Source organism: Kitasatospora sp. NPDC059673, from assembly GCF_042734215.1.
GTDB lineage: Bacteria > Actinomycetota > Actinomycetes > Streptomycetales > Streptomycetaceae > Kitasatospora.
Genome location: NZ_JBHWEN010000008.1, coordinates 197,149 through 213,279, shown reverse-complemented (window position 1 = coordinate 213,279; position 16,131 = coordinate 197,149). Strand labels below are relative to the sequence as shown.

11 protein-coding genes and 1 pseudogene are annotated in these 16,131 nt (G+C 71.7%); 4 read left to right on the top strand and 8 right to left on the bottom strand.

Going from position 1 to position 16,131, the window contains the following annotated elements; translation table 11 throughout:
* Positions 1–565: 565 nt before the first annotated feature.
* Together ACFV18_RS12775 and ACFV18_RS12770 are read left to right on the top strand one after the other, a co-directional pair.
* Positions 566–1,759, top strand: coding sequence for an NADP-dependent malic enzyme (locus ACFV18_RS12775; RefSeq protein ID WP_380482290.1), 1,194 nt, complete (start codon positions 566–568; stop codon positions 1,757–1,759).
* A gap of 247 nt (positions 1,760–2,006) precedes the next feature.
* On the top strand, positions 2,007–2,969 hold the full coding sequence (locus tag ACFV18_RS12770) for a zinc-binding dehydrogenase (protein WP_380482289.1): 963 nt from the start codon (positions 2,007–2,009) through the stop codon (positions 2,967–2,969).
* 87 nt (positions 2,970–3,056) lie between these two features.
* On the opposite strand, the gene ACFV18_RS12765 is transcribed toward ACFV18_RS12770, so the two are convergent.
* The 8 genes and pseudogenes from ACFV18_RS12765 to ACFV18_RS12730 all read right to left on the bottom strand — a co-directional run bounded on the left by ACFV18_RS12765 (position 3,057) and on the right by ACFV18_RS12730 (position 12,558).
* Complete coding sequence (locus ACFV18_RS12765; RefSeq protein ID WP_380482287.1) at positions 3,057–4,049, bottom strand: PadR family transcriptional regulator; 993 nt, start codon at positions 4,047–4,049, stop codon at positions 3,057–3,059.
* A 1-nt stretch (position 4,050) separates the two neighbouring features.
* Positions 4,051–4,944: a DUF4097 domain-containing protein gene (locus ACFV18_RS12760; RefSeq protein ID WP_380482285.1), complete on the bottom strand. Its 894-nt coding sequence runs from the start codon at positions 4,942–4,944 to the stop codon at positions 4,051–4,053.
* 210 nt (positions 4,945–5,154) lie between these two features.
* Positions 5,155–5,334, bottom strand: a complete 180-nt coding sequence (locus tag ACFV18_RS12755; protein WP_035866044.1) for a DUF6104 family protein — start codon at positions 5,332–5,334, stop codon at positions 5,155–5,157.
* A gap of 58 nt (positions 5,335–5,392) precedes the next feature.
* Complete coding sequence (locus tag ACFV18_RS12750; RefSeq protein ID WP_380482355.1) at positions 5,393–5,755, bottom strand: hypothetical protein; 363 nt, start codon at positions 5,753–5,755, stop codon at positions 5,393–5,395.
* A 136-nt stretch (positions 5,756–5,891) separates the two neighbouring features.
* Positions 5,892–6,347 (bottom strand): annotated as a pseudogene (locus tag ACFV18_RS12745) (phosphotransferase); the annotation flags it as partial.
* Positions 6,348–6,560: 213 nt separating this feature from the next.
* Positions 6,561–10,304 (bottom strand): multifunctional oxoglutarate decarboxylase/oxoglutarate dehydrogenase thiamine pyrophosphate-binding subunit/dihydrolipoyllysine-residue succinyltransferase subunit, encoded by a 3,744-nt coding sequence (locus ACFV18_RS12740; RefSeq protein WP_380482283.1) that lies wholly within the window; start codon positions 10,302–10,304, stop codon positions 6,561–6,563.
* 301 nt (positions 10,305–10,605) lie between these two features.
* Positions 10,606–11,745 carry an ATP-binding protein gene (locus tag ACFV18_RS12735; protein WP_380482281.1) on the bottom strand — a complete coding sequence of 380 codons (1,140 nt, stop codon included), beginning with the start codon at positions 11,743–11,745 and terminating at the stop codon, positions 10,606–10,608.
* Between the two features lie 78 nt (positions 11,746–11,823).
* Positions 11,824–12,558 carry a response regulator transcription factor gene (locus tag ACFV18_RS12730; protein WP_014138042.1) on the bottom strand — a complete coding sequence of 245 codons (735 nt, stop codon included), beginning with the start codon at positions 12,556–12,558 and terminating at the stop codon, positions 11,824–11,826.
* Between the two features lie 359 nt (positions 12,559–12,917).
* Between ACFV18_RS12730 and ACFV18_RS12725 the strand changes: the two genes are divergently transcribed.
* Both ACFV18_RS12725 and lon read left to right on the top strand, forming a co-directional pair.
* Positions 12,918–13,607: a rhomboid-like protein gene (locus ACFV18_RS12725; RefSeq protein ID WP_380482279.1), complete on the top strand. Its 690-nt coding sequence runs from the start codon at positions 12,918–12,920 to the stop codon at positions 13,605–13,607.
* 125 nt (positions 13,608–13,732) lie between these two features.
* On the top strand, positions 13,733–16,126 hold the full coding sequence (gene lon, locus ACFV18_RS12720) for an endopeptidase La (protein ID WP_380482278.1): 2,394 nt from the start codon (positions 13,733–13,735) through the stop codon (positions 16,124–16,126).
* Positions 16,127–16,131: the final 5 nt, after the last annotated feature.

The following is a 16,131-nucleotide window of genomic DNA, read 5'->3' as shown; positions in this document are numbered from 1 at the left end:
AGACATGAGGGGTCCTCCTGTGGAGAGGTGGTGCGGGCCGGTGCCGGTGCGCGGGTGTGCGCGACCGGGCGTGGGCGGGTGTCCGGGCGCGGAGCGAAAAGGCGTGGGAACGTCCGGACAACGGTGGTCGAACACCGGATACTGCCATCCCACCCCGACGATCCCGGTGGCGGGTGTGTCAGAATCTGCTATCGGGTGACCCCCGACGCAGAACTCAGACCGACGGTTCGCCACAGGGCCGGGGTGCGCAGGAACGGAAGCCGTCACCGGCTCCGTATCCGAGGCACCAGCTCCCTTACGTGTCTGCGTTCACTCCTGCGAGTGCCTGCGGACCCCTCGCTTCGGGGGCCACGCGGAACAAGACGGACCCGGTGCATGGTGCGAAGCCGGCGTCCCGACGAAAAAGCGCAGAACACCGAAACCCTCACCCGAGGGCGCCCGCCCGACGGCAGCGCCCCGACCCGGCCACGGGTACGCCATCGACGGCGTGCCCGTCTTCGCGCATCGGCGCGCGAACGGGTCGAAGTCCGTCGGAAGCGCCTTCGCCTATGACGAAGAGGTCATTGTGGCAGCGGAGATCATCACCGACACCCAGAGCACGGACGACCCGGTCGACGCCGTCTTCGCGCTGCACCGCGGCGGCAAGATGGAGATCCGGGCCACCGTTCCGGTGCGCGACGCGGACGACCTGTCCCTCGCCTACACCCCCGGCGTCGCCCGGGTCTGCACCGCGATCGCGGAGAAGCCCGAGCTGGTCAACGACTACACCTGGAAGGCCAACACCGTCGCCGTCGTCACCGACGGCACCGCGGTGCTGGGCCTCGGCGACATCGGCCCCGAGGCCTCGCTGCCCGTCATGGAGGGCAAGGCCATCCTGTTCAAGCAGTTCGGCGGCGTGGACGCGGTGCCGATCGCGCTGGCCTGCACCGAGGTCGACGAGATCGTCGAGACCGTGGTCCGGATGGCCCCGTCCTTCGGCGGCGTCAACCTCGAAGACATCTCCGCCCCCCGCTGCTTCGAGATCGAGAAGCAGCTCCAGGAGCGGCTCGACATCCCGGTCTTCCACGACGACCAGCACGGCACCGCGATCGTCAGCACCGCCGCCCTGTGGAACGCCGCCAAGGTCACCGACCGCAAGATCGGCGACCTGCGGGCCGTCATCTCCGGCGCCGGCGCGGCCGGCATCGCGATCGCCAAGATGCTGGTCGCCGCCGGCATCGGCGACGTCGCCGTCTGCGACCGCCGCGGCGTGGTGTACGACGGCCGCGGCGACCTGACCGACGCCAAGGCGGAGATCGCCGCGCTCACCAACCGGACCGGCCTGAAGGGCAGCCTCGCGGACGCCCTGAACGGCGCGGACGTCTTCATCGGCGTCTCCGGCGGCACCGTGCCCGAGGAGGCCGTCGCCACCATGGCGCCCGGCTGCTTCATCTTCGCGATGGCCAACCCCACCCCGGAGATCCACCCCGAGGTCGCGCACCGCTACGCGGCCGTCGTCGCCACCGGGCGCTCCGACTTCCCGAACCAGATCAACAACGTGCTGGCCTTCCCCGGCATCTTCGCCGGCGCACTGTCGGTCCGGGCCAGCCGGATCTCCGAGGGCATGAAGCTCGCCGCCGCGAAGGCCCTGGCGGGCGTCGTCGCGGACGAGCTGACCCCGCAGAAGGTCATCCCGTCCCCCTTCGACGAGCGCGTCGCCCCGGCGGTCACCCGCGCGGTCGCGGAGGCGGCGAAGGCGGAGGGTCTCGCGCGCGTGTGAGAACCGGGGCGCGGGGAGACCCCACGTACCCGTCCGCAAGGTCGCGATCAGGTGCAGGTCACTGTCCTGCGTCGCGATCTTGCGGTGGGCGCCTTCCGCCTCGCGCAGTTCCCCGCGCCCCCGGTTTCGCGCCCGCCTGTCGTTTCGCGCCGCGCCCCCGGTTTCGCGTCCGCCTGCGTTCGCAATATGCGTCGTCTCACAGTGAGCCGTGGTTAACATCCGTGCGGAGCCCGGCTATGGTCCGGGCATGTTTGCTGCCTATGCCGCCCGTATCAGTCCTGACGATCCGTTGAGCGCGCTGGAGCTGGGGGAGTTGCCCGAGCCCGAGGTGCGGCCGGGGTGGAGCGTGGTGACGGTGAAGGCCGCCACGTTGAACCACCATGATTTGTGGTCGTTGCGGGGGGTGGGGCTGCCGGCGGGGCGGTTGCCGATGATTCTCGGGTGCGACGCGGCGGGCGTGGACGAGCACGGCAACGAGGTGGTGATCCACTCGGTGATCGGGCAGAGCGGCCACGGGGTGGGGCCGGACGAGCCGCGGTCGATCCTCACCGAGCGGTACCAAGGGACGTTCGCGCAGCGCGTCGCGGTGCCGACGTGGAACCTGCTGCCGAAGCCGAAGGAGCTGAGCTTCGAGGAGGCGGCGTGCCTGCCGACCGCGTGGCTGACGGCGTACCGGATGCTGTTCACCAACGCGGGTGTGAAGCCGGGTGACACGGTGCTGGTGCAGGGGGCCGGTGGCGGGGTGTCGACGGCGCTGGTGGTGCTGGCGAAGGCGGCGGGGCTGCGGGTCTGGGTGACCGGCCGGGACGAGGCCAAGCGGGCCCGGGCGGTCGGGCTGGGCGCGGATGCCGCGTTCGAGAGCGGCGCCCGGCTGCCGGAGCGGGTGGACGCGGTGATGGAGACGGTGGGGGCGGCGACCTGGTCGCACTCGGTGAAGTCGCTGCGTCCGGGCGGCACCATCGTGATCTCGGGGGCGACCAGCGGGCCGAGCCCGAAGGCCGCCGAGCTGAACCGGATCTTCTTCCTGGAGCTGAAGGTGGTCGGTTCGACCATGGGTTCCAAGGAGGAGCTGGCCGGCCTGCTGGCGCTGTGCGCGAACTCCGGGGTGCGGCCGGTGATCGACTCGGTGCGGCCGCTGGCACAGGCCCGGGAGGCGTTCGAGCAGCTGGAGCGCGGTCAGGTGTTCGGCAAGCTGGTGCTGACGCCCTGAGCCGGTGAAAGACGAAGAGCCCCCCGACCCTCCCCCAGCCCCGAGGGGGGCTGGGAGGTGTTCCCATGTCGGGGGGCTCTTCGGGCCTCAGCGGTCGTGCAGGGCGCGGGCGGCGGCGGCCAGTGCCTGCTGGGCGCGGGCCAGGCCGGCGGCGTCCGCGCCGCGGTCGCGGGCGGTGTCGCGGACGTGGTCGCGGAACCGGTCGAGCAGGCGCTCCAGTTCGCGGGCCGGGTCGCCGGACGGGTCGGTGCGGGCCCAGTCCGGCAGATCGGCGGGGGCGTGGTCCTTGTCGAGGTCGATCCGGACGGGCTCTTCGGCGGCCGGGGTGTCGTGGGAGCCCCAGCGGGCGGCGTCGGCCAGGGAGCCGAGGCCGCGGGTGAGTTCGGCGAGGCCCTCGGCGAGGCCGGTGGACCAGTCGCCGTGCGAGGTGTGCTCGCGGACCTGCTCCTCGATCCGGCGCTTGAGCCGCAGTGCCTCCTGCTGGGCGGCGGTGCGGGCGGCCTTGGACTGCTCGCGCAGCCGCTTGGCCTCCGCCTCGGCGGCCTTGGCCTGCTGCCGGGCCGCCTTCTCCTGCTCCTTGGCGCGCCGGGCCTGTTCCTTGGCCTCGGCCTTGAGCTGGGCGAACTGCTCCTTGGCCCGCTGCCAGGACTCCTTGTTCTGCCAGGGCCCGGCGAACGGGTCGCCGGCGGCGGCCGGGGTGTCCTTGGCCTGCTGCCACAGTTCGGCGCGCAGGTCCTTGGCGCTGTCCCGGACGTCCTGCCGGATGGCACCGGCCAGCTGGCCGACCGAGTCGTGGATCTCCGCCTCCAGGGCCGCCAACTCGTCCTGGCGGGAGGCGAGTTCGGTGCGCCCGGTGTCCGTCAGCCGGTAGACCTTGCGGCCGCCCTCGGTGGTGTGGCTGACCAGGCCCTCGGCCTCCAGCTTGGCGAGCCGGGGGTAGACGGTGCCCGCGGAGGGCGCGTACAGGCCGTGGAAGCGCTCCTCCAGCAGGCGGATCACCTCGTACCCGTGCCGGGGGCTCTCGTCGAGCAGCTTCAGCAGGTACAGGCGGAGCCGGCCGTGGCCGAACACCGGGGTCATTTCAGGCCTCCTTGGTCAGGTCGAGCGGGCCGGCGGGCAGTTCCCTGACCGGCCGGTCCTCCTCCGCGTCGGGGCGGCGCTGGACGGTGACCGCGCCGGTGACGGTGGTCACCTGGAGGCGGCCGGCGCCGGAGCCGAGCTGACCGGAGAGCTTCTTGGAGCCCCAGCCGCCGCCGACGCTGAGCTCGTCGAAGGCGCTGGAGAGGGTGCCGCTGGTGGTGCCGGCCTCGACCTTGGCGTCGGCGAAGGAGGGCAGCCGGACGCCGACCGGGCCGGAGACGGTGGTCACGCCGATGTCGGTGGGGGTGGCGGCGTCCAGGTCGAGGGTGACCGCGCCGGACACCGAGTGGGCGCGGATCCGGGTGGCGCTGCCGGCCACCAGGGTGACCGCGCCGGAGACCGTGTTGACCTTCAGCTCGCCGGACAGGCCCTCGGCGTCCACGTCGCCGGAGACGGTGTTGGCGGAGACCAGGCCGGTCAGCCCGGCCAGCGTGGTGTCGCCGCTGGCGCCGTGCACGCCGACCTCGCCGGCGATGCCGGAGACGGTGGCGTGCGCGGAGACCGTGCCGACCTTGACCGCGGCGGCGGCCGGGACGGCCACCGTGACCTCGACCCGGCGCTTGCGGCGCAGGCCGGAGAAGTAGGACTTGACGGTCTGCACGGACTTCGCGGCCTCGCCGAACTCGGCCCAGCTGAGGTCCTTGTAGCTGACGGTGAGCACTCCGTCGAGCAGAGTCACCTGGAGCGGCTCGCCCTCCAAGGCGGCCACTTCGAGGCGGGCCGGTCCCTCGGTGGGGACCACGTTCACGGTGCCGTCGACGGCCCGGACGTGCAGGATGTGCACGGTCTCGTCGAAGGTGATGGTCTCGCTGCTGTCTACCGTCCGCTGGAACATGTCCGGCTCCCCGTCCTCCCATACGCGATGTATCGCGTTGTCGTTGATATTTACGATATATCGCGTCGGGCGGAAGTCAAGGAGATCCGACCCCGAACCGGACCCGGACCGCACCCCCGGCCGACCCCGACCCCACCCCGAGGACGACCCCTGGAACGGCAGCGGCCCGGGAGGCGGAAATGCCTGCCGGGCCGCGCTGGTGACGGTGCGTCAGTCCTCGTCCTCGTCGTCCAGCCGGGCCAGCCAGGTGGCCAGCCGCTCCACCGGCACCTCGAAGTCCGGGTTCAGGTCCACGAACTCGCGCAGGCGCTCGGCCAGCCACTCGAAAGTGACCTCCTCCTCGCCACGCCGGCTCTCCAGCTCCTCGATGCCGCGGTCGGTGAAGTACACGGTTACTCGCTCCGGTGGGTGGTTCTGGTACGCCGCCGCCCAGGATAGTGCGCCCCGATCAGCCGTCGTACCGGTAGTAGCCGAGCGAGATCCGGACGGCGTCGGAGCCCGCTTCGTGGCTGACGATCCGGACCACCGCGACGCTGCGGTCCTTACGGCTGCGGACGCAGAACAGCCGCCCGACCGGCAGGTCCTCCCACCTCAGGTGGGCGCCGGGGCTCCGGTCGATGGCGTCCGAGCACTGCTGCGGGGTGAGCGGGTCCGACCTGCCGATGTACAGGTCGTAGTCGGTGTCCAGCGACAGTCCGTCCGACGTCGGGTCCACGAACGTGGCCGGCGTCCCGCTCGGTGCCACCCGGCCGTTCGGCAGGTCGAAGCCGTACGCCGCGCCGGGCGAGGCCAGCTCCCGGTTCTCGTACACCGCGAGGTAGCTGCCGCCCGCCGACGCGGGCGCCCTGGGCGAGTCGGAGACGCTCGGCGCGGGGCCCGACGGCGCGGGGCTCGACGGCGCGGGTGGGAGCGCGCCGTTGGAGGAGGCGGTGGTGGGCGTCGTCGCGCCGGGCCACCACCTGGACGCTGTGGATCGCCTGCAGCGCCTCCGCGATGCCGCCCACCAGGAGCAGCACCGTGCGCACCGGCAGCGCCCCGTGCTCGCGCACCACCTGCTGCAGCGACGGCCCCGGCACGTACGAGGTGACCAGCCACGGCGCGCCGGTGTCCAGGCCGCCCGAGTCGATCACCTGCGCGGTGTACAGCCCGTGGATCCGCTGCGCGCTGCGCACCTCCTGCGCGAACCGGCGCCGGAACTCGCCGTCCTCGGCGAACTCCGGGCGGACCACCTTCAGCGCCACCGGCCGCCCGCCCGGCGTGTACGACAGATAGACCCGGCCCATGCCGCCCGAGCCCAGCCGGGCGAACAGCCGGTAGCCGCCGACCTCGCGCGGATCGTCCGGATGCAGTGGCTGGAAGACCGGCGGAGGCGGGACGGAGTGCGGCGGACGGTCGGATGTCATGCGGCGAATCCCCCTCGGTGCGAGTGAACCCGGCCCGGCCGCGCCCCGACTGGAGACCCTGCGGCCCGGTGGTGGAAAAACGACCAGGGACAACCTACCGATCCGTCAGCCCCCTTGCGGGGCAAGGGCGTTGACGAAGTCCGGAAACGCCGCGACCCCCGCCCCCGGAGACCGGGGACGGGGGCCGACAGGGCCTTGGCGGGCGTCAGCGCGTCAGAGCGCGAACACCTCGTCGATCAGGGCCGCCTGCTCGGCGGCGTGCCGCTTGGCCGAGCCGACCGCGGGGGCCGAGGAGGCCGTGCGGGCGACGCGGCGCAGACGGGCGCCACCGTTGGCCGAGCGGCCGATGACGACCTGCAGGTGGTCGACCAGGTTCATCGCGATGAACGGCCAGGCACCCTGGTTGGCCGGCTCCTCCTGCGCCCAGACGAACTGGACACCCTCGCCGTAGCGGGCCAGCTCCTCCTGGAGCTCCGCGATCGGCAGCGGGTACAGGCGCTCGACGCGGACGATCGCGGTGTCGGTGATGCCGCGGTCGGTCCGGGCCGCCTCCAGGTCGTAGTAGAACTTGCCGGAGGTGATGACCACCTTGCGCACCTGCGCCGGGTCCACCGTGCTGTCGCCGATCACCGGGCGGAACGAGCCGCTCATGAACTCGGACGCCGAGGACGCCGCGGCCTTCAGACGCAGCATCGACTTCGGGGTGAAGACGACCAGCGGCTTGTGGTGCGGGTTGTGCGCCTGCCAGCGCAGCAGGTGGAAGTAGTTCGACGGCAGGGTCGGCATGGCGACCGTCATGTTGTCCTGCGCGCACAGCGCCAGGAAGCGCTCCGGGCGGGCGGACGAGTGGTCCGGGCCCTGGCCCTCCATGCCGTGCGGCAGCAGCAGGGTGACGCCGGAGTGCTGGCCCCACTTCTGCTCGGCGGACGCGATGTACTCGTCGACCATGGTCTGCGCGCCGTTGACGAAGTCGCCGAACTGCGCCTCCCACATGACCAGCGCGTTCGGGCGGGTCAGCGAGTAGCCGTACTCGAAGCCCATCGCCGCGTACTCGCTGAGCAGCGAGTCGTAGACGGTGAAGCGGGCCTGGTCCTCGGTCAGGTACATCAGCGGGGTGTAGTCCTCGCCGGTGTTCCGGTCGATCAGCACCGCGTGGCGCTGACCGAAGGTGCCGCGGCGGGAGTCCTGGCCGGCCAGGCGGACCGGGTGGCCCTCCATCAGCAGCGAGCCGATGGCGAGCGCCTCGCCGGTCGCCCAGTCGATGGTGTTGTCCTCGACCGAGGCGGCGCGGCGCTGCAGCTGCGGCAGCAGACGCGGGTGGACGGTCAGCCAGTCCGGCAGGTTGACCTGCGAGGCGGCGATCCGCTTGATCATCTCGGCGGAGATGCCGGTCTGGATGGCCACCGGGAAGTTCGCGACCGGGCGGCCGGTCTCGGCCGGCGCCGGGGCGGCGGTGGCCTCGCGGACCTCGGCGAACACCTTCTCCAGCTGGCCCTGGAAGTCCTGGAGCGCCTGCTCCGCCTCTTCCATGGTGATGTCGCCGCGACCGATCAGCGCCTCGGTGTACAGCTTGCGCACCGAACGCTTCTTGTCGATCAGGTCGTACATCAGCGGCTGGGTGAACGACGGGTTGTCGGCCTCGTTGTGACCGCGGCGGCGGTAGCAGATGAGGTCGATCACGACGTCCTTGTGGAACGCCTGGCGGAACTCGAAGGCGAGCCGCGCGACGCGGACCACGGCCTCCGGGTCGTCGCCGTTCACGTGGAAGATCGGCGCCTCGATCATCCGGGCCACGTCGGTGCAGTACATCGACGAGCGCGAGGAGGTCGGGGCGGCGGTGAAGCCGACCTGGTTGTTGACCACGATGTGCACGGTGCCGCCGGTGCGGTAGCCGCGCAGCTGCGACATGTTCAGGGTCTCCGCGACCACGCCCTGGCCCGCGAAGGCCGCGTCGCCGTGGATCTGGATCGGCAGCACCGGGAAGGTCGTGCCGCCGAAGTCCAGGATGTCCTGCTTGGCGCGGGCGATGCCCTCGACGACCGGGTCGACGGTCTCCAGGTGGGACGGGTTCGCGGCCAGCGACACCTTGATGGTCTCGCCGTCCAGGCCGGTGAAGGTGCCCTCCGAGCCCAGGTGGTACTTCACGTCGCCCGAGCCGTGCATCGACTTCGGGTCGAGGTTGCCCTCGAACTCGCCGAAGATCTTGCCGAACGGCTTGCCGACGATGTTCGCCAGCACGTTCAGGCGGCCGCGGTGCGCCATGCCGATGACGGCCTCGTCGAGGCGGTGCTCGGCGGCGGCGTCGATGGTGGCGTCCAGCAGCGGGATGAGCGACTCGCCGCCCTCCAGCGAGAAACGCTTCTGCCCGACGTACTTGGTCTGCAGGAAGGTCTCGAAGGCCTCGGCCGAGTTCAGCCGGCGCAGGACGCGCAGCTGCTCCTCGCGCTCCGGCTTGGTGTACGGCTTCTCCAGGCGCTCCTGCAGCCACTTGCGCTGCGCCGGGTCCTGGATGTGCATGTACTCGATGCCGACGGTGCGGCAGTACGTGTTGCGCAGCAGGCCGAGGATGTCGCGGAGCTTCATCATCTTCTGGCCGCCGAAGCCGCCCACCGCGAACTCGCGCTCCAGGTCCCACAGGGTGAGGCCGTGCGTGGTGACGTCCAGGTCGGGGTGCTTGCGCTGCATGTACTCCAGCGGGTCGGTGTCGGCCATCAGGTGACCGCGGACCCGGTAGGAGTGGATGAGCTCCATGACGCGCGCGGTCTTGTTGACCTCGTCGTCGTGCGTGGTCGCCACGTCGGTGGCCCAGCGCACCGGCTCGTACGGGATCCGCAGAGCCTCGAACACCTCGTCGTAGAAGTTGTTCCCGCCCAGCAGCAGCTGGTGGATCGAGCGGAGGAACTCGCCCGAGGCCGCGCCCTGGATGACCCGGTGGTCGTAGGTCGAGGTGAGCGTCATGATCTTGGAGACGCCCAGGCGGGCCAGGGTCTCCGGGGAGGAGCCCTGGAACTCGGCCGGGTACTCCATCGCGCCGACGCCGACGATGGTGCCCTGGTTCTGCATCAGGCGCGGCACGGAGTGCACGGTGCCGATGCCGCCCGGGTTGGTCAGCGAGACCGTGACGCCGGTGAAGTCGTCCATGGTCAGCTTGTTGGCGCGGGCCCGGCGGACGATGTCCTCGTAGGCCTGCCAGAAGCCGAAGAAGTCGAGCGTCTCGGCCTTCTTGATGGCCGCGACGACCAGCTGGCGGTCGCCGTTCGGCTTGACCAGGTCGATGGCGAGGCCCAGGTTCACGTGCTCGGGCTTCACCAGGTAGGACTTGCCGTCCTCCACCTTGTAGCTGTAGTTCATGCCCGGGTTGGCCTTCACGGCCTGGACCAGCGCGTAGCCGATCAGGTGGGTGAAGGAGACCTTGCCGCCGCGGGCACGCTGCAGGTGGTTGTTGATGACGATGCGGTTGTCGATCAGCAGCTTGGCGGGCACCGCGCGCACCGAGGTGGCGGTCGGAACCTCCAGCGAAGCATCCATGTTCGACGCCACGGCCTTCGCCGGGCCGCGCAGCTGCACCAGCTCCGGGCCCTCGGCGGCGGCCTTCGCGGCGGCGGCCGGAGCCGCGGCCTTCGGCGCGGGCGGGGCGGCGGGAGCGGCGGCCAGCGGCGCGGAAGCCACCGGCTGCGCGGGCGCCGGGGCGGCGGCCGGAGCGGGGGCTGCGGGCGCGGCCGGGGCAGCAGCAACGGGAGCGGCAACAGGGGCCGGCTGGGCGCCGACCGGGGTTGCGGCCTGGGTCACGGGAGTCACCTCGGTACCGGGCTTGTAGTCGGCGAAAAAGTCCCACCAGGCGCGATCGACCGAAGCCGGGTCCTGGAGGTACTGCTGGTAGATCTCGTCGACGAGCCACTCATTGGGGCCGAAGCCAGTGGAGCTTGCCGAGCTGGGGGTTTCTTGGTGTGGCGACACGGGGCAACCGCCCTCTTCCGCTTCCTTTTGGGATGGTGGACAGCGGGGATTAAGGCTACGCCTCCGATGAGTGATCGCGCAGTCCCCGATGCTCAGGCGTCGCCCAGATCACATCGGTGGACCGGATTTTGGCCGGAACTGTGCGTTAGAGATGACGAAAAGCAGGGAAGCGGTGGACGGGTCGTTCGCTGCCATATCGAGTGAAAATCGGACGAACTGGCCGGGCGGGGCCGCTGGTTGACCGTCCCGGCCCGGCCTCGAAACATGGTTTGTACCGGTTCCGCCACAAACCGGGCGGCGATCACGAGGTGATCACGCTCTCACCCGGCAGGGCGACCTCGATCCGGCAGCCCGCGGCGGCCTCCGCCACCCGGATCCGTCCGCCGTGCAGATCCACCGCCCAACGGGCGATGGCCAGACCCAGGCCGGTCCCGCCGTCACTGCCCGGGCCGAGCGCGGTCGGCGAACCGCTGCGGCCGAACCGTTCGAACACCCGCTCCCGGTCGGCGACCGGAATGCCCGGGCCCTGGTCCTCCACCTCCAGCAGCAACCCGCCGTCCTCCGCCGCCCGGGCCCGCACCGTCACGGTGCCGCCGGTCGGCGAGTGCTTGCAGGCGTTGTCCACCAGATTGGCCACCACCTGGTGCAGCCGTTCCGCGTCCGCCACCGCCGACAGGTCGGCCGGTTGCACATCGAGCGCCAGCCGCACGTCTTCGCGCCGGGCGTACGCGCCGCCCGCCGTCGCGCCGTCCACCGTCACGCCCCGCAGCACGCCGTCCAGGAACTCCCGCACCTGGAACGGGCGGCAGTCCAGCGGGACCACGCCGTCGTCGAGCTTCGACAGGTCCAGCAGGTGGGTGACCAGCCGGCCCAGGCGCTCGGTCTGCTCCAGCGCGGTGCCCAGGTTCTTCGGATCCGGCTTCACCACGCCGTCCACCACGTTCTCCAGCAGGCCGCGCAGGGCCGCGATCGGCGTGCGCAGTTCGTGCGAGACGTTGGCGATCAGCTCGCGGCGGTGCCGGTCGGCGGCCTCCAGGTCGCCCGCCATCCGGTTGAAGGTGTCGGCCAGCTCGCCGATCTCGTCCCGGGAGGAGACGTTCACCCGGGCGGTGTAGTCGCCCTCGGCCATCGACCGGGCCGCCGCCGTCATGTCCCGCAGCGGCGCGGTCAGACCGTTCGCCAGGAACTGCATGAACAGCAGCGAGGCGATCAGCGAGAAGATCATGATGATGCGGATCTGGGTCTCCGAGCGGATCGCCACCACCACCATGCCGGTGGCCAGCACCACCGAGACCACCACCAGCATCGCCAGCTTGCCCTTGACCGAGCGCACCGGATCGAACGGGCGGATGTCGGCCCACACCCGGCGCGCGGCGCGCACTGCCAGCGGGGGCCGCGGGGTCGGCTCGGATTCCCCGTTGCGTTGCTGTGGAAAAGTCATGTGTCCCCAGAACTCGTCCCCCGTGCACGACCGGACCGCCGCGCGGGCCCCCCGGAGGCCCGGACCGGCGGCGCCCGGTCAGGACAGCGGAGCCTCCAGCGCGTAGCCCACGCCGTGCACCGTGCGGATCCAGCTGGCGCCGATCTTCCGGCGCAGCGCCTTCACGTGGCTGTCCACCGTGCGGGTGCCGGACGCGTCGGTCCAGTCCCACACCTCGGCCAGCAGCTGCTCGCGGGTCAGCACGGCGCGCGGCTGCGCGGCCAGGCAGGCCAGCAGGTCGAACTCGGTCGGCGTCAGGTGCACGTCGCCCGAACCCAGCCGGACCCGGCGCTGCACGTGGTCGATCTCCAGTTCGCCGAAACGCAGGCTGCCGAGAGCCGGAGTGCGGGCCGCCTGCTGGGCGCGCTCCACCCGGCGCAGCAGCACGTTCACCCGGGCCGCGAGCTCGCGCATCGAGAACGGCTTGGTCATGTAGTCGTCCGCGCCGACGCCCAGACCGACCAGCAGGTCCGTCTCGTCGTCCCGTGCGGTCAGCATCAGCACCGGCACCGGGCGCTGGGCCTGGATCCGGCGGCACACCTCCAGGCCGTCGAAGCCCGGCAGCATGATGTCGAGCACCACCAGGTCGGGCTGCCAGGTGTGGAACCCGTCCACCGCGCCCGGCCCGTCGTGGGCCACCGCCACCTTGAAGCCCTCGGCTCCCAGCCGCGCCGCGATCGACTCCGCGATGGTCGGCTCGTCCTCCACGACGAGCACCCGTCGCTGGGTACCCACCGGCCCACTGCTGATCGTCTCTTGCTGGATCTCTGTCACGGTCACGCCACCGCCCCCAGGGCTGCGGGCCGGCCGCCTGTGGGGACAGCGGGCTCCGCGTCGTAGTCGTCTTGTTCCGTCGTGGGCTGTTGCCCCGCCCGCCGGTGCTGCACCTGGCAGCGTACGGACGCCGCACCCGCCCGGGCGGGGCCGACCGGAGGATTCCGGCCGCGCACCGTCATGCTTGGCAGGTCCCCGTTCGGACGGGCACGGGCCAGTACCTTACCCAAAGCACTTGCGACCTGTAACGGTACGTGTGCGAGCGGCATATGCACGGACAGCGGTCTTCACAGGACTTACCCAGACACCTCTCACCTGCCACCCGTATCGTGGGGCCGACGAGGCGTTCGGGAGGCACGATGACCAGCGCGGCACTGCGACGACGGCTGATCCGCCCCGGCCTGCGGGCCGTCCCCACCCCGCGAACGAACCCGTTCGCGCTCGGTTACCTCGCCCTGCTGCTCGGCACCACGCTCTACGCCCGCTTCGGCGACCCCGAGACGGTGCACCGGCTCCAGTCGGTGTCCTCCACCGACGCGCACAACCTGCTCGTCCACCCCGTGGTCTCCCTCATCGGCAGCGGCCTGTGGGTCGCCGGCTCGGTGTGGGCGCCCTACTTCTGGGCCTTCCTCTTCACCGTCGCACCTCTTGAACGGCGGGCCGGGGGACTCCGTGCCCTCGGCGTCTTCGGAGCCGGGCACATCGGGGCGACGCTGCTCTCGCAGGGGGTGGCTGTCGCCACTGTGGCGGGGGGTGCGGCAGGGCCCGATGTGCTGGACGCGATGGACATCGGGGTCAGTTACGGAGTGCTGGCCTCTCTCGGCGGGCTGGCCGGGCTGCTGCCGCGGCCGGGGCGGGCCCTCGCGCTGGGGGCGGGGCTGGCGTTGATCGGACACCAGTTGCTGTCCGACCCCGATCTGGTGACTTCGGTCGGGCACCCCGCCGCGTTGCTGCTCGGAGTCGGGCTGTGGCCGTGGCTGAGGCGGGGCCGGGGGCCGCGCGGGCCGGAGCGGGCCAGGGCCTGGAAGGCCGCGACTGCTGCTTCGTAGCAGGTCATTGAGGGTGCTGCGATCCTCCGGGGGAGTTTCTCTCGGAGTGAACAGCCAGCGGGGAACAATTGAGGTGTCGCAAACCTTAGTCAGGTCAGCTCAACTTCACTGACTGGGGAGAGATCATGGCATCGACGTCCGTTCCGCTCACTCTGCCCGTGCTGCCCCTCGACGACGAGGTGGTGCTCCCTGGCATGGTGGTTCCGCTGGAGCTTTCGGATCCGGAGGTGAGGGCCGCCGTGGAGGCGGCCAGGGCGGGGAGCAACGGGGGGAAGCCGCAGGTCCTGCTGGTGCCGCGGCTGGACGGGTCGTACGCGGCGGTGGGAGCGCTGGCGACGGTCGAGCAGGTCGGGCGGCTGGCGGACGGGGATCCGGCGGCGCTGGTGCGGGCCGTGCGCCGGGTGCGGATCGGCCGGGGGACGACCGGGCCGGGGGCGGCGCTGTGGGTGGAGACCACGCCGTTCCAGGAGTCGGACGCCGGGCTGCCGGTGGCGGGCCGCGCGGCCGAGCTGGTCAAGGAGTACAAGGCGCTGTCCACCAAGTGGCTGCGCAAGCGCGGAGCGTGGCAGATCGTCGACCGGGTGGCCGCGATCGAGGACATCGGCGAGCTCGCGGACAACATCGGGTACGCGCCGTTCGCCACCGCCGAGCAGAAGCTGAAGGTGCTGCTTGAGGCCGACCGTCCGGCCCGGCTGGAGTACGCGCTGGGGCTGCTGCGCGAGCACCTCGCGGAGGAGGAGGTCAACGACACCATCCGCAAGGACGTCGAGGAGGGCGTCGCCAAGCAGCAGAAGGAGTTCCTGCTGCGCCGCCAGCTGGAGGCCGTCCGCAAGGAGCTGGCGGAGCTGAACGGTGAGGCAGGTTCGGAGGAGGACGACTACCGGGCGCGGGTGGAGGCGGCGGAGCTGCCGGAGAAGGTGCGGGAGGCGGCGCTCAAGGAGGTCGACAAGCTGGAGCGTTCCAGTGACCAGTCGCCCGAGGGCTCGTGGATCCGCACCTGGCTGGACACCGTGCTGGAGCTGCCGTGGAACGAGCGCTCCGAGGATTCGTACGACCTGCCCGGTGCGCGGGCCGTGCTGGACGCCGACCACAACGGGCTGGCGGACGTGAAGGACCGGATCGTCGAGTACCTGGCGGTGCGCAAGCGCCGGGCCGAGCAGGGCCTCGGGCAGATCGGCGGCCGGCGCGGGGGAGCGGTGCTGGCCCTGGTCGGCCCTCCGGGGACGGGAAAGACCTCGCTCGGCGAATCCGTGGCGAAGGCGATGGGCCGGTCGTTCGTCCGGGTGGCCCTCGGCGGCGTCCGGGACGAGGCGGAGATCCGCGGCCACCGGCGGACGTACGTGGGCTCGATCCCCGGCCGGATCGTCCGGGCGATCAAGGAGGCCGGGACGATGAACCCGGTGGTGCTGCTGGACGAGATCGACAAGGTCGGCTCGGACTACCGGGGCGACCCGGCGGCGGCGCTGCTGGAGGTGCTGGACCCGGCGCAGAACCACACCTTCCGGGACCACTACCTGGAGGTCGAGCTCGACCTGTCCGACGTGGTGTTCCTGGCCACCGCCAATGTGCTGGAGGCGATCCCGGAGCCGCTGCTGGACCGGATGGACCTGGTCCGGCTGGACGGCTACACCGAGGACGAGAAGGTCGCCATCGCCCGCGACCACCTGCTGCCCCGCCAGCTCGCCAAGGCGGGCCTGGGCGCGGAGCAGCTGACGGTGGAAGAGGAGGCGCTGCGCCGGCTCGCCGCCGAGTACACCCGGGAGGCGGGCGTCCGGAACCTGGAGCGGTCGATCGCGCGGATCCTGCGCAAGGTCGCGGCGCAGATCGAGCTGGGCGAGCGCGAACTGCCCGCCGCGATCGGCCCGGACGACCTGCGCGAGCTGCTGGGCCGGCCGCACCACGTGCCGGAGTCGGCGCAGGAGCCGGCCGAGCGGCGCACCGCGGTGCCCGGGGTGGCGACCGGACTGGCGGTGACCGGGGCCGGCGGTGACGTCCTGTACATCGAGGCGTCGCTGGCGGACGCGGAGACCGGCTCGACCGGGCTGACGCTGACCGGGCAGCTGGGCGACGTGATGAAGGAGTCGGCGCACATCGCGCTCTCCTACCTGCGTTCGCGCGGCGCCGAGCTGGAGCTGCCGGTGACGGGCCTGCGCGAGCGGGGCATCCACCTGCACGTGCCGGCCGGCGCGGTGCCGAAGGACGGCCCGAGCGCGGGCATCACGATGACCACGGCGCTGGCCTCGCTGCTGTCGGGGCGCAAGGTGCGCACCGATGTGGCGATGACCGGCGAGGTGTCGCTGACCGGCCGGGTGCTGCCGATCGGCGGGGTCAAGCAGAAGCTGCTGGCCGCGGACCGGGCCGGGGTCACCACGGTGATCATCCCGAAGCGCAACGAGGCGGATCTGGACGACGTCCCCGCCGAGGTGCTGGAGCGGCTCACGGTGCACGCCGTGTCCGATGTCCGGGAGGTGCTGCGGCTGGCGCTGGAGCCGGCCGAAGTGCTGGTCGCGGCGGCCTGACGGCG